The sequence below is a fragment of the Sphingomonas paucimobilis NBRC 13935 genome, from assembly GCF_000739895.2.
Lineage (GTDB): Bacteria > Pseudomonadota > Alphaproteobacteria > Sphingomonadales > Sphingomonadaceae > Sphingomonas > Sphingomonas paucimobilis.
Map to the genome: position 1 here is coordinate 30,836 of NZ_BBJS01000059.1, position 13,685 is coordinate 44,520.

13 protein-coding genes are annotated in these 13,685 nt (G+C 66.1%); 6 read left to right on the forward strand and 7 right to left on the reverse strand.

Annotated features, from left to right (window positions below; all coding sequences use genetic code 11):
• Window positions 1-19 precede the first annotated feature (19 nt).
• The 7 genes from SP6_RS18035 to SP6_RS18065 all read right to left on the reverse strand — a co-directional run bounded on the left by SP6_RS18035 (window position 20) and on the right by SP6_RS18065 (window position 6,654).
• The gene (locus tag SP6_RS18035) at window positions 20-778 is read right to left on the reverse strand and encodes an enoyl-CoA hydratase-related protein (RefSeq protein WP_007406797.1); all 759 of its coding nucleotides are present in this window, start codon (window positions 776-778) and stop codon (window positions 20-22) included.
• An 8-nt stretch (window positions 779-786) separates the two neighbouring features.
• On the reverse strand, window positions 787-1,206 hold the full coding sequence (gene mce, locus SP6_RS18040; protein ID WP_007406796.1) for a methylmalonyl-CoA epimerase: 420 nt from the start codon (window positions 1,204-1,206) through the stop codon (window positions 787-789).
• 43 nt (window positions 1,207-1,249) lie between these two features.
• Entirely contained in the window at window positions 1,250-2,008 is a 759-nt protein-coding gene (locus SP6_RS18045; RefSeq protein WP_126053171.1) for a hypothetical protein, read from the reverse strand.
• A complete protein-coding gene (locus SP6_RS18050; protein ID WP_037569933.1) occupies window positions 1,989-3,515 on the reverse strand; it encodes an acyl-CoA carboxylase subunit beta in 1,527 nt (508 codons plus the stop codon). Before SP6_RS18050 ends, SP6_RS18045 begins: the two co-directional genes overlap by 20 nt.
• 99 nt (window positions 3,516-3,614) lie before the next feature.
• Window positions 3,615-4,547 carry a 50S ribosomal protein L11 methyltransferase gene (locus SP6_RS18055; protein ID WP_007406803.1) on the reverse strand — a complete coding sequence of 311 codons (933 nt, stop codon included), beginning with the start codon at window positions 4,545-4,547 and terminating at the stop codon, window positions 3,615-3,617.
• Window positions 4,537-5,232 carry an SDR family NAD(P)-dependent oxidoreductase gene (locus SP6_RS18060; RefSeq protein WP_007406804.1) on the reverse strand — a complete coding sequence of 232 codons (696 nt, stop codon included), beginning with the start codon at window positions 5,230-5,232 and terminating at the stop codon, window positions 4,537-4,539. The genes SP6_RS18055 and SP6_RS18060 overlap by 11 nt, the downstream gene beginning before the upstream one ends.
• A 63-nt stretch (window positions 5,233-5,295) precedes the next feature.
• Entirely contained in the window at window positions 5,296-6,654 is a 1,359-nt protein-coding gene (locus tag SP6_RS18065; protein WP_007406794.1) for a methyl-accepting chemotaxis protein, read from the reverse strand.
• Between the two features lie 220 nt (window positions 6,655-6,874).
• Here SP6_RS18065 and sdhC point away from each other — a divergent pair, with 220 nt between their 5' ends.
• From sdhC to SP6_RS18095, 6 genes are all read left to right on the forward strand, one after another.
• On the forward strand, window positions 6,875-7,285 hold the full coding sequence (gene sdhC, locus SP6_RS21560; RefSeq protein ID WP_037569929.1) for a succinate dehydrogenase, cytochrome b556 subunit: 411 nt from the start codon (window positions 6,875-6,877) through the stop codon (window positions 7,283-7,285).
• Window positions 7,285-7,668 (forward strand): succinate dehydrogenase, hydrophobic membrane anchor protein, encoded by a 384-nt coding sequence (gene sdhD, locus SP6_RS18075; protein ID WP_007406780.1) that lies wholly within the window; start codon window positions 7,285-7,287, stop codon window positions 7,666-7,668. Before sdhC ends, sdhD begins: the two co-directional genes overlap by 1 nt.
• A complete protein-coding gene (sdhA, locus tag SP6_RS18080; RefSeq protein WP_007406807.1) occupies window positions 7,668-9,476 on the forward strand; it encodes a succinate dehydrogenase flavoprotein subunit in 1,809 nt (602 codons plus the stop codon). The genes sdhD and sdhA overlap by 1 nt, the downstream gene beginning before the upstream one ends.
• 246 nt (window positions 9,477-9,722) lie before the next feature.
• On the forward strand, window positions 9,723-10,496 hold the full coding sequence (gene otsB, locus SP6_RS18085; protein ID WP_227876578.1) for a trehalose-phosphatase: 774 nt from the start codon (window positions 9,723-9,725) through the stop codon (window positions 10,494-10,496).
• Entirely contained in the window at window positions 10,496-12,274 is a 1,779-nt protein-coding gene (locus tag SP6_RS18090) for a glycoside hydrolase family 15 protein (protein ID WP_007406787.1), read from the forward strand. The genes otsB and SP6_RS18090 overlap by 1 nt, the downstream gene beginning before the upstream one ends.
• On the forward strand, window positions 12,271-13,685 hold a 1,415-nt coding region (locus SP6_RS18095), incomplete at its 3' end, for an alpha,alpha-trehalose-phosphate synthase (UDP-forming) (RefSeq protein WP_007406799.1). The genes SP6_RS18090 and SP6_RS18095, both read left to right, overlap by 4 nt.

Sequence of the window (13,685 nt, forward strand, 5' to 3'; positions counted from 1 at the left end):
GCGCGCAAGTCTCTGGCTGCTAGCGCCCGAGGAAACGCGGCGGGCGCTTCTCGAAAAAGGCCCGACCGCCTTCCTCGCCGTCCTGCGTCGCGCGGGCGGTACGCTGGTCCTCCGCCTCGCGAGCCAATGCGGTGGCATAATCGCTCTCGAAGCCGGCCTGAAGCGCACGCCGCATCAGGCCCAGCGCCACGCTCGGCCCCGCCGCCAGTCGCTCGGCCAGCGCGAAGGCTTGTGCGTCCAACGCATCGTCCGCGACGACCTTGTGGATCAGGCCCCAGTCGAGCGCCTTGGCCGCCGCCACCCGCTCGCCCAGCAGCATCATTTCCGCGGCACGGGCACGGCCGATCAGACGCGGCAACATCCAGCTCGCGCCGCCATCGGGGACCAGCCCAATATTGACGAAGGCATGGAGGAAATAAGCGGTTTCGCTCGTCACGCAGAAATCCGCAGCCAGCGCCAGGCTGCACCCGATTCCCGCCGCCGCGCCGCGCACCGCGCTGACGACGGGAATGGGCAGTTCGGCCAGCGCCAGCATCGCCGGATTGTAATGCTCGACCAGCGCGCGGTGCACCGTCTCCGGTCCGACATCGCTTCCCGAAATATCCGCGCCGGAGCAGAAGGCCCGCCCCTCACCGGCCAGCAGCACCGCTCGGGCGTCGCCGCGCTGGTCGAGCGCCTCGCGAATGGCATCGAACAGTGCTGGCGGCGCCGCATTGAGCCGCTCGGGCCGGTTGAGCGTCAGGACCAGCACATCGCCCCGGCGCTCGGTCCGCAACATCGCTTCGCTCAATGGTCGTCTCCCGGTGTTTCCATCAACTCGACCAGCACGCCGCCCATGTCGCGCGGGTGCAGGAATATGACGGGCGTGCCGTGCGCGCCGATCCGGGGGGCGCCGAGCAACGTCGCGCCCTTGGCCTGCAGCTCCGCCACGGCGGCGGGCATATCGGCGACCTCGAAGCAGAGATGATGCTGCCCGCCCGCCGGGTTCTTCTTCAAGAAGTTGGCGATGGGCGAGGTTTCGTCGAGTGGCTGGATCAACTCGATCTGGGTGTTGGGCGCATCGATGAAGCACACCCGCACGCCCTGTGGCGGCAGATCGAAGGGCTCACCGATCGCGTCCGCGCCGAGCAGGTAGCGATAGGTTTCGATCGTCTTCTCGATGGAAGGCGTCGCGATGCCGATATGGTTGAGGCGGCCGAGGGTCATATGTTCCAATCCTGTCCTGCCCCATCCTGGCTCGTGATGGATTTCAGCATGTCTGCATCTTGCTTTCGCCGACGACGGTGTAGCCCTTGGGACCGCGCCGCCATAAGTCGTGGAACGTCGCGCTGCCCGAATAGTCGACGGTGAAGTCCCGGTCGCGATTCACCTTGCCGATCTTGCCCGTCACATCGGTCGATCCGCCAGCACCCTGATCGCTATAATATATGGGCACGGTGGCAATCGTTCGCGGCGCGCTCTGTGTCAGCTCGGTCAGGGTCGCGCTGTTGCAGCTATAACCTTGGCCGGTATAGCCCGCCTCGGCATAGATCACCGGCGCCGCGCCGAACTTGTCCGACACCGACCAGTCGGGCGCTGCGCCGAAACCGTTGCCGGCGACCGCCTTCGGGAAGCGCCCTGCGACATTGAAGCCATCGCCCTCCGGCCTGAGATAATAAACGCCGAGCGAACCGGCACAGGCGTGGCAGGCATCGGCCTGGGTCGAAGAGGTGATCAGCACCGCCTTGCCGTCCTGCCAAAGCAATCGTTCGGCCTTGACTGTCATCCCGTCCTTGTCAGTGATCGGACTGGCCTGGCCGAAAACCGCGCGAAAACCCCGGTCGAGTTGCTGCGCCGCCGGCAGCGCGGCCACGCCCGTGGGTTGTGCCACGGGCGCTGGCGTGGCGGCATTGGCCATGGCTTCGTCCTGCGACGACCGGTTGGCAACGGGTGCGGGCTGACAGGCAGCGAGCATTGCCAGCATGGCAACGCTCGCCGCCCGGCGGGTATCAGAGCGGCAGGTTGTCATGCTTCTTCCAGGGGTTCGCCAGGTCCTTGTTGCGCAGCTTGCGCAGGCCCAGCGCGATCCGGCGGCGGGTCGAGTGCGGCTGGATCACCTCATCGACAAAGCCCTTCGACGCTGCGACGAACGGATTGGCGAAGCGCGCCTCATATTCCGCCGTCCGCTCGCCGATCTCCTCGGGCGTCTTGCCCCGGAAGATGATCTCGACCGCGCCCTTGGCACCCATCACCGCGATCTCGGCGGTCGGCCAGGCATAGTTGAGGTCGCCGCGCAGATGCTTGGACGCCATCACGTCATAGGCACCACCATAGGCCTTGCGGGTGATGACGGTGATCTTGGGCACCGTCGCCTCGGCATAGGCGAAGAGCAGTTTGGCGCCATGCTTGATGATGCCATTATGCTCCTGCGCGGTGCCGGGCAGGAAGCCGGGCACGTCGACAAAGGTCACGATCGGTATCTCGAATGCATCGCAGAAGCGCACGAAACGCGCCGCCTTGCGACTGGCGTTGATGTCGAGAACACCCGCCAACACCATCGGCTGGTTGGCGACGAAGCCGACCGTGCGCCCCTCGATCCGGCCAAAGCCGGTGATGATGTTGCCACCGTGGGCGGGCTGCACCTCGAAGAAATCACCCTCGTCGACCACCTTGGTCAGGAGTTCGTGCATGTCATAGGGCTGGTTGGCGCTGGCCGGGATCAGCGTGTCGAGGCTGTCCTCCTGTCTGTCCCAGGCATCGGCGGTCGGCCGCTCGGGCACACCCTCACGATTGTTGGCGGGCAGGAAGTCGATGAAGTCCCGCGCGGCGAGCAGCGCCTCGATATCATCATCGAACGCCACATCGGCGACGCCGGTCTTGGTCGTGTGCGTCACCGCGCCGCCCAGTGCTTCCTGGGTGACGACCTCGTTGGTCACCGTCTTGACCACATCGGGGCCGGTGACGAACATATAGCTCGAATCCTTCACCATGAAGATGAAGTCGGTCATTGCGGGGCTATAGACCGCCCCGCCCGCACACGGCCCCATGATGAGCGAAAGCTGCGGCACCACACCGCTCGCCAGCACATTGCGCTGGAACACCTCGGCATAGCCGCCGAGCGAGGCCACGCCCTCCTGGATGCGTGCGCCGCCCGAATCGTTCAGGCCAATGACCGGCGCACCGACCTTCATCGCCATGTCCATGATCTTGCAGATCTTCTGCGCATGACGTTCGGACAGCGAGCCGCCGAAGACGGTGAAATCCTGGCTGAAGACAAAGACCAGGCGGCCGTTGATCGTGCCCGATCCGGTAACGACACCATCGCCCGGCACCACCTGCTCGGTCATCCCGAAATCGACGCAGTTATGCTCGACGAACATGTCGAGCTCCTCGAAACTGCCCTCGTCGAGCAGCACGTCCAGCCGCTCGCGCGCGGTCAGCTTGCCCTTGGCATGTTGCGCGGCGACACGCTTCTCACCACCACCTGCGCGCGCGGCAGCGCGGCGGCGTTCCAACTCGACCATCGTCGATGCCATGACCTCTCCTTAAGTCTTTGCGCCGGCTTATGCCCGAGAGGCCGGGGGAATGGCAAATGCTGTGCGCAGGCGGCGGGAGACCGGGAGAGGGTTTGGCGTTCAGATATCCAGCGCCCAGCCGTCGCGGCCCTTGGGATCGAAGGGGCCATTGGGCACGAAGCGTTCCTTGCCCGCGCGCAGGCGAAGGACGCTCCAGTCGCCACGCCGGTCGACGGTCTCCAGCGCACAGCCACAGGCCTCATAGGCCGCGACGACATCGGCGCGCTGGGTTTCCAACAGGCCCGCCAGCACCATGGTCGCCTCCGGCCCGGCAATCGCGGCCAGTTCGGGTGCCATCGAGATCAGCGGTCCGGCCAGGATATTAGCGATGACGAGGTCATAGGGCGAGGCCGCCATGATTGGATCGGCCAGCGCGCCATCGGCGACGATCAGCGCGACGCCATCCACACCGTTGATCACGGCATTGTCGGCGGTCACGTCGATGGCGATCGGATCGATATCGGTCGCCACCACCATCGCCTCGGACCAGAGATGCCGCACCGCAAAGGCGAGCAGCCCCGTGCCGGTGCCCACATCGATCGCATTGGTCACCGTCTCGCCCGCCATCGCGTCGAGCATGGCGAGGCAGCCGCTGGTCGTCTCATGATGTCCGGTGCCGAAGGCGCGGCCCGCCGGGATATGGAAACCCCGCTTGCCCTCGGGCACCGTCTCGTCGCCGGTGTGGACGAAGAAGCGCCCGACCGACAACGGCTCCAGCCCGGCCTGGCTCATCGTCACCCAGTCCTGCGCAGGCACATGCTCGACCGTGGCGGGATGGTCGCCGGCGCTCGGCACCAGCGCACGGATCGCGTCGATGGTCGTGGCATCCGGCTCCACCTCGAAATAGGCGTCGAGCCGCCAATGCTCGCGATCGTCCTCCACCTCTTCGGTGGTCATGATCACCGCCTCGATCGCCAGGTCGTCGGCCGCGTCGATCGCCTCCGCCTCGTCGCGGGTGCAGGGCAGGGTCAGCTTCCAACTGTCAGCGGACATAGCTGGCTCCATTGATGTCGAGGACGGCGCCGGTCATCGAGGGGGGTGCATCGGTGCACAGGAAACGGACGGTCGCGGCAACCTCTTCCGGCGATGCGACGCGGCCGAGTGGAATGTCGGCGAGCAGCTTGTCCCCGCCCCGGCTGGCCAGATAATCGTCCGCCATGCCGGTCATGGTGAAGCCGGGGCAGACGGCGAAGGCGAGGATGCCCTGCGCGGCATAGCCCCGTGCGATGGTCTTGGTCATCGCGACCATGCCCCCCTTGGAGGCGGCATAATGCCAGTGCGCGGGACTATCGCCGCGATAGGCGGCGCGGCTGGCGATGTTGACGATGCGGCCACCGACGCCGCGTTCCTGCCAGTGCAGCACGGCCAGCCGGCACAGTTCGGCCGAGGCGGTCAGGTTGACCTGCATGGTCCGCGCCCAATTGGCGGACCAGTCATCGGCCTCCAGCGGGCTGGGCTCGAAGATGCCGGCATTGTTGACCAATATATCGATCACGCCGCCCGCCCGATCGAGCGCTTCGGCCCAGAGCCGGGCGGCGGCGTCCGGCTGCGCCAGGTCGGCGGCGATGCCGCTGTGCGTGGCGTGCCCCAGCACGGTCGTGTCGGCGAGCGTGCCCAGCGCCGTCGCGATGGCGGCGCCGATGCCCCGGCTGCTGCCCGTTACCAATATCGTCGTCATGGCGCCCGCCGTGCCGGTCGATCGCCGGCCCGTCAACCGGGGCGCGCGGCCCCAGCCCTCCGGTCAGGCGGCGACGCGGGCGACGAACTGGCTGGCGCTGGTCTTCAGGTCACCCAATTGCGTGTCGAGACTTTCGAAGCCGCGCCCGACCTGATCGATCTCCTGCGCGACATTCTCGGTATCGACGCGGATGGCGGCGATGGTGTGCGACATCGAATCGGCGGCCAGCGCGGTTTCGTCGACGGCGGCGGTGATCGCGGTCACCGTCTGCGCCTGCGCTTCCATCGCGTGGCGGATGCGCTCGGCGGAAACCTGCACCTCATGCACCGTCGCCTTGATCGAGGCATTGGTCTCGACCGTGGATTTGGTCGCGGCCTGGATCGCGGCGATCTTGGTCGCGATATCGTCGGTGGCGCGTGCGGTCTGGCTGGCAAGGCTCTTCACCTCCTGTGCGACCACGGCAAAGCCGCGACCGGCATCGCCGGCGCGTGCCGCCTCGATCGTGGCGTTGAGCGCCAGCAAATTGGTCTGGCCGGCAATGTCGCGAATCAGGCCCAGGATCGATTCGATCGACTTGGCATGATCGGACAGCATCTCGGACATGCCGACCGCCTGGCCCGCCTGTTCGGCGGCACGGTTGGCGACGTCGGCGGCCTGGTCGACCTCGGCGCGGGCATCCTCGATCGCGCGGATCAGGCCGGCGGCGGTCTGCGCCGCCTCGCGCATGGCGACCGCCGATTGTTCGGCGGCGGCGGCGACCTCGCTCGACTTGCCGAGCATACCGCGCGTCGACAGCGAGGCATCCTGCGCCTGCCGACGCAGATCGCGGCCCTCGACCGTGGCGTTTTCGACGACGGTGGCGATGCCGTTGCGGAAATCGCCGGCCAGCCGCTCGCGTTCGCGCTCGGCGGTCCAGCGCTCATAGCCGCTGAACAGTTCGACGGTCAGCTCGGTCTCCATCCCGAACAGCCGCATCAGCGTGTCGATCAGTGCCGAACGGTGAGGATCCTCAGCCGGAATGACCTCCAACAGAACGCGCAGTGCCGCCCGGTCGCTGGCACAGGACATGGCCAGCACGTCCATCGGCGGTACGTCCGCGGCATAAGCGGCGGCCACCGAACGCCCCAGCGACTCGACCCACTCGCGCCCCGCCAGATGGCAGAAACGGTTGCGCAGATAGGCGCGGCCCGCGGTACGCTGCCGTTCTCGGTCGAGCGGCGACCATTCGGGCTGATGCGGATTGGCGGCGCGCCAATGCTGCCAATAGGCTTCGATCACCTCGTCCGCGCGCGGTTCGATCAGTGGCCATAGTTCGGCCGAGATCCGAATGAGCGATCCGTCCCCGCCGTCAAAGGCGCGAATCCGGGCGTCGAGATCGATCTCGGCGGTGATGATCGTGGACGATGGCAGGTCGGACTTCAAATTGGGGCTCCCCGATTCAGGCACACCGGAACTGGACGCCCGCGACTCTGGCGCGACAAGCGTTAAGGGCGCGTTAGCCGCGTTGGGATCGCACAAAGGCTTTGACCGCCCTGGCGCCGGGCGCGTCGCAAAATCGCCTCGCGGCTTGCATCCTGTCGGCGTCTTCACCATAGGCGTATCCGCAAACCAGCCCGACCTTAGACTGTTCGAGGATCTGCCCTTGGCCGCCCGCAACACCGCACGCCCGCTCTCCCCGCATCTCCAGATCTGGAAATGGGGCCCCAACATGCTGGTCTCCATCCTGCACCGCGCCACCGGCACGGGCATGGCGACCGTGGGTGCGGCGCTTCTCGTCTGGTTCCTCGCGGCGATCGCCGGGGGCCCGGAAAGCTATGCGACCTTCCGCGACGTCTTCACCGTCCAGTCGGGCCGTCTCAACATCATCGGCTATGTCGTCGGCATCGGCCTGACCGCCTGCCTGTTCCAGCATCTGGCCAACGGCATCCGCCACCTGTTCATGGATGTCGGCGCGGGCTTCGAGCTGAAGTCGAACAAGCGTCAGGCGCAAGCCACCATCGTCTTCGCCGTCGTGATGACGGTGGCCTTCTGGCTCTATCTGGGGATCAAGTGATGCGTTCCGGAACCGCGATCGGCCGCGTGCGCGGCCTGGGCTCGGCCAAGTCGGGCACCCATCATTGGCTCAACCAGCGCCTGACGGCGGGGTCGAACTTCCTGCTGGTCGTCTGGCTGCTGATCTCGATCCTGCGCCAGCCGTCCTATGACTATGCCGCGATGCGGCTGTGGCTGGCCAATCCCTGGGCCGCCATCCCGATGGTGATGCTGGTCGCCTCGATCTTCTATCATATGCGCCTCGGCCTGCAGGTCGTGATCGAGGATTATGAGCAGGACCAGAACCGGGTCGCGCTGCTCGTCGTCATGAACCTGTTCGTCTTCACGATCGCCGCCGTCGCCATCTTCTCGATCCTCAAGATCGCCTTCGGAGCCGCTGCATAATGTCCGCTGCCGCCTACAAGATCATCGACCATACCTATGACGCCGTCGTCGTGGGTGCGGGCGGCTCGGGCCTGCGCGCCACCATGGGCATCGCCGAGGCGGGTCTGAAGACCGCCTGCATCACCAAGGTGTTCCCGACGCGCAGCCACACCGTCGCCGCGCAGGGCGGCATCGCTGCGTCGCTGGGCAACATGGGTCCCGACCACTGGACCTGGCACATGTACGACACCGTCAAGGGGTCGGACTGGCTGGGCGACCAGGACGCGATCGAATATCTGTGTCGCGAGGCGCCCGCCGCCGTGTACGAGCTGGAGCACGCCGGCGTGCCGTTCAGCCGCACCGAAGAGGGCAAGATCTATCAGCGCCCGTTCGGCGGCATGATGCAGAATATGGGCGAAGGCCCCCCTGCGCAGCGCACCTGCGCCGCCGCCGACCGTACCGGCCACGCCATGCTGCACGCGCTGTACCAGCAGTCGCTGAAGTATGACGCCGACTTCTTCATCGAATATTTCGCGCTCGACCTGATCATGGACGAGCAGGGCAATTGCCGCGGCGTGATCGCTTTGTGCATGGAAGACGGCTCGATCCACCGGTTCCGCGCGCACAATGTCGTGCTGGCGACCGGCGGCTATGGCCGCTGCTATTTCTCGGCCACCTCGGCGCACACCTGCACGGGTGACGGCGGCGGCATGGTGCTGCGCGCAGGGCTCCCGCTCCAGGACATGGAGTTCGTGCAGTTCCACCCGACCGGCATCTACGGCGCGGGCGTCCTCATCACCGAGGGTGCGCGTGGTGAAGGCGGCTATCTGACCAACTCCGAGGGCGAGCGCTTCATGGAGCGTTACGCGCCGTCGGCGAAGGACCTCGCCAGCCGCGACGTCGTGTCGCGTTCGATGGCGATGGAGATTCGCGAAGGGCGCGGCGTCGGCAAGGAGGGGGATCATATCTACCTCCACCTCGACCATATCGACCCGAAGGTGCTGGCCGAGCGCCTGCCCGGCATCACCGAGACCGGCAAGATCTTTGCCGGTGTCGACCTGACCCGCCAGCCGCTGCCCGTCACGCCGACCGTCCACTATAATATGGGCGGTATTCCGACCAACTATCACGGCGAGGTCGTCCGACTGAAGGACGGCAACCCGGACTCGGTCGTCCCCGGCCTGTTTGCGGTCGGCGAAGCGGCCTGCGTGTCGGTGCACGGTGCGAACCGTCTGGGCTCCAACTCGCTGATCGACCTCGTCGTGTTCGGCCGCGCGACCGGCCTGCGCATCAAGGACACGCTGAAGCCCGGCACGCCGCACGCGCCGCTGCCTGCCGGTTCGGAAGAGCTGGCGCTCAGCCGTCTGGATCACTTCCGCAATGCCGCCGGTGGCTCGACCACCGCGCAGGTCCGCAGCGAGATGCAGAAGACGATGCAGCGCCACTGCGCCGTGTTCCGCACCGACGAGCTGCTGACCGAAGGCCGCCAGATGATCCGCGCCACCTATAACCGGATGAAGGACATCGGCATCAAGGATCGCTCGCTGATCTGGAACACCGATCTGGTCGAGACGCTGGAGTTGGACAATCTGATCAGCCAGGCGGTCGTGACGATGGAATCGGCGCTGAACCGCAAGGAAAGCCGCGGCGCGCACGTGAACGAGGACTTCCCCGATCGCGACGACGCCAACTGGATGAAGCACACCGTCGCGACCTTCGACGGCTGGGGCGGCCAGGGCGGCGGGGTCGAAATCGACTATCGCCCGGTGCATGATTACACGCTGACCGACGATATCGAGTATATCAAGCCGAAGAAGCGGGTTTACTGAGAACCGGTTTCCAATTTGGAAAAAGGGGGCTGGCGAGCGATCGCCGGCCCCTTCCTTTATCCTCCCCGGCACCGGGAGGGGGCAGCGCGGAGCGCTGACGAAGGGGGGCTTCCACATAGGACGTCCCTCGCGGAACGCCCCCTCCACCAGCTTCGCTGGTCCCCCTCCCCGTGCCGGGGAGGATGGGAACTGTAATCATTTCGGCAGCGCAGCGGAACGCCAGCGGCGGGGATGGGTTCACTCGGCATGTCCGCATCCGCTATGCTTTCGCCCATGTCGGCCGACCTGCCCCCACCCCCGCCCCGCCTGTCTCCCACCGACAGCCTGTTCCTCGACTTCGACGGCACGCTGGTCGACCTCGCCGACAATCCCGAAGGGGTGCATGTCAGCACCGAACTCGCCGACCGGCTGGATGCGCTGGCCGCGCATATGCCCGGCCGCCTCGCCATCGTCAGCGGCCGCTCGATCGCGCAGCTCGATGCGCTGTTCGGTCCGCAGGCCGAGCATTTCACGCTGGCCGGCAGCCACGGCGCGGAGCGCCGCAGCCCCGAGGACGGCCATAGCCAGCCCGAAAAACCCGAGCATCTCGCCACCGCCACCGACGAAATGCGCGCGGTGGCGCAAGAGAATGATCTGTATTTTGAGACCAAGAGCTTCGGCGCCGGCCTCCACTATCGCCGCAATCCGGATGCCGAACCGCTCGCCCTGCGCGAGGCCGCCGCGATCGCCGAGCGCCATGGCCTGACCCTTCAACCCGGCAAGATGATGGTCGAGGTCCGCCTGCCCGGCGACAAGGGCCAGGCGATCGAGGCGCTGATGGAAAGCCCCGCCATGCAGGGCACCGTGCCCATCTTCTTCGGCGACGACGTGACCGACGAGGACGGCTTCGCCGCCGCCGCCGCGCTGGGCGGGGCGGGCGTGCTGGTCGGCCCGATGCGTCAGACCGCCGCCCGTTACCGCCTGCCCGATGTCGCCGCCGTTCATGAATGGCTCGCCCAAGCGCTGGAGAATGCAGAATAATGCAACAGGATCTGAACCTCTGGCCGATCGGCAATTGCCAAGTCTCGGCGCTGATCGACTCGACCGGGCGGTTCGTCTGGGGCTGCGTGCCGCGTGTCGATGGCGACCCGGCCTTCTGTGCGCTGCTGGGCGATGGCGAGCCGGAGACGGGATATTGGTCGATCGATCTGGAGGACCGGGTCTCGACCACGCAAGGTTACTTACGCAACACCCCCATCCTCGTCACCACGCATATGGACGACCGGGGCAACGGCATCGAGATCACCGATTTCTGCCCCCGCTTCTCGCGCGAGGGGCGCGTCTATCGCCCGACCAGCTATGTGCGGATCGTCCGGCCGATCGGCTCCCCGCGTATCCGCATCGCGCTTCGCGTCGCGACCGACTGGGGCAGCCCGACCGAACGGACCCAGGGGTCGAACCATATCCGTTATCTGATGACGCAGCAGACGCTGCGGCTGACCACCGACGCGCCGGTCGGCCATATCACGGCCGAACAATGGTTCCGGCTCGAACGGCCCATCCATATGTTCCTCGGCCCGGACGAGAGCTTCGCCGGCGTGCTGAGCGAGGCCAGTCGCGCCATGCTGGAGCGCACGACGCATGAATGGCATCACTGGGTGCGCGGGCTCGCCACGCCGGTCGAGTGGCAGGCCGTCGTCATCCGCGCCGCGATCACGCTGAAGCTCTGCCAGCATGAGGAAACCGGCGCGATCGTCGCGGCGCTGACCACCTCGCTGCCCGAACATGCCGATTCGGGGCGCAATTGGGACTATCGCTACTGCTGGATTCGCGACGCCTATTATACGGTACAGGCGCTCAACCGACTGGGTGCGCTGGATGTGCTGGAGGGGTATCTCGAATATCTCCGCAACATCGTCGATGCGGCCAAGGGCGGACATATCCAGCCCCTCTATGGTGTCGGCGGCGAAGCGACCCTGGTCGAGCGCGTCGAGGAAAAACTGCCCGGCTACCGCGCCATGGGGCCGGTTCGCGTCGGCAACCAGGCCTATGAGCAGATCCAGCATGACGCGTACGGCCAGATCGTGCTGTCCGACGTGCAGGCCTTTTTCGACACCCGCCTGTTCCGCATGTCGGGTGTCGAGGATTTCCACTCGCTCGAACGCGTCGGCGAGCGCGCCTGGGCCAAGTACGACCAGCCCGATGCGGGTCTCTGGGAATTGCGCACCAAGAGCCATGTCCACACCTATTCCGCCGCCATGTGCTGGGCGGCGTGCGACCGGCTGGCCAATGCCGCGCAGGCGCTGGGTCTGGAGGAGCGGCGTGCCTTCTGGCAGGAGCGCGCCGACCTGATGCGCGAGACGATCGAGCAGGCCGCGTGGCGCCCCGAAACGCAGCGCATGTCGGCGACCTTCGGCGGCGATGACCTCGACGCCAGCATCATCCAGTTGCTCGATCTGCGCTTCCTGTCGCCCGACGATCCCCGCTTCCGCTCGACGCTTGACGCGGTCGAAAAGGGCCTGCGCCGGGGCAGCCATATGCTGCGCTATGCGACCGAGGATGACTTCGGCCTTCCGCATACCGCCTTCAATGTCTGCACTTTTTGGCTGATCGAAGCGTTATATGTCACCGGGCGTCATGCCGACGCCCGCGCGCTGTTCGAGGAGATGGTGGCGCGCTGCACCCCCGCCGGGCTTCTGTCCGAGGATATCGACCCGAATACGGGTGAGCTGTGGGGGAATTATCCGCAAACCTATTCGCTGGTCGGCCTGATCAACTGCGCCGTCCTGCTGAGTAAACCATGGAGTGCCGTGCGATGAGTCGCCTGATCGTCATCTCGAACCGGGTCCAGCCGCCCACCTCCGGGCCGGGCGGAAATCAGGGCGGGCTGGCGGTCGCACTTCTGGCGGCCCTACGCGACCAAGGCGGCATCTGGTTCGGCTGGTCGGGGGAGACCACCGAGGAATTCACCGGCCATATCAACTTCCAGCAGGGCGGCGGCGTCACCACCGCGACCATCGACCTGGAAGAGCAGGATATCGACGAATATTATAACGGTTACGCCAACCGGACGCTGTGGCCGCTCTTCCACTATCGCATCGACCTGACCGAGTTTGAGCGCGATTTCGACTCCGGCTATGCTCGTGTTAATGATCGCTTCGCGGAGACGGTCCAGCCGCTGATCGAACCCGACGATCTGGTCTGGGTCCACGACTATCACCTGATCCCGCTGGGCCGCGATCTGCGTAAGCGGGGGTTCAAGAACCGGATCGGCTTCTTCCTCCACATCCCCTGGCCGCCGGTCCGGCTGCTGATGTCGCTGCCCAGCCATCGCAAGCTGGTCGAGTCGCTCTTCGCCTATGACGTGGTCGGCTTTCATACCGAGGACTGGCTCGACAGCTTCCGTGACTATGTGACCAAGGAATTGGGCGGCACGCTCGGCGAGAATGGCGCGGTGACGTGGAACGGCCGCACGATCCAGGCGATCCGCGCGCCGATCGGCATCGAGACCAAGGAATTCGAGGAAGCCGCGAGCGGCCATGACGCCCGCTTCGCACGCGAACGCATGTATATGTCTGCGACGGGCCGTAGCCTGATCGTCGGCGTCGACCGGCTGGATTATTCCAAAGGGCTGACCGAGCGTTTCCTGGGCTATGAGCGCTTCCTGGCGTCCAATCCGGAGCGACGGGGCCTCGTCTATATGCTCCAGATCGCACCGCCCAGCCGCGAGAAGGTGAACACCTATCAGGAGATCCGCGCCAATCTCGATTCGCTGTCGGGGCGGATCAATGGCGAATATGCCGATATCGACTGGGTGCCGATCCGCTACGTCAACAAGGGGTTTCCGCGACCCGTGCTGGCGGGAATCTATCGCGCGGCACGGATCGGATTGGTCACGCCGCTTCGCGACGGGATGAACCTGGTCGCCAAGGAATATGTCGCGGCGCAGGACCCGGAGGACCCCGGCGTACTGATCCTGTCGCGCTTTGCGGGCGCGGCCGAGCAGTTGAAGGACGCGGTCCTCATCAACCCGTACAGTGCCGAGGAAATGTCCGACGCGATCGTCCAGGCGCTGACCATGCCACGCGACGAGCGCATCCGGCGCTGGGAAAGCCTGATCGACAATGTCCGGCGTGAGGATGTCTTCTGGTGGTGCGAGCTGTTTCTGGCGGCGCTGCGCGGGGACGGGGTGAACGCCGAAGCCAAGGCGATCGAGGCGGCGGCTTCCTA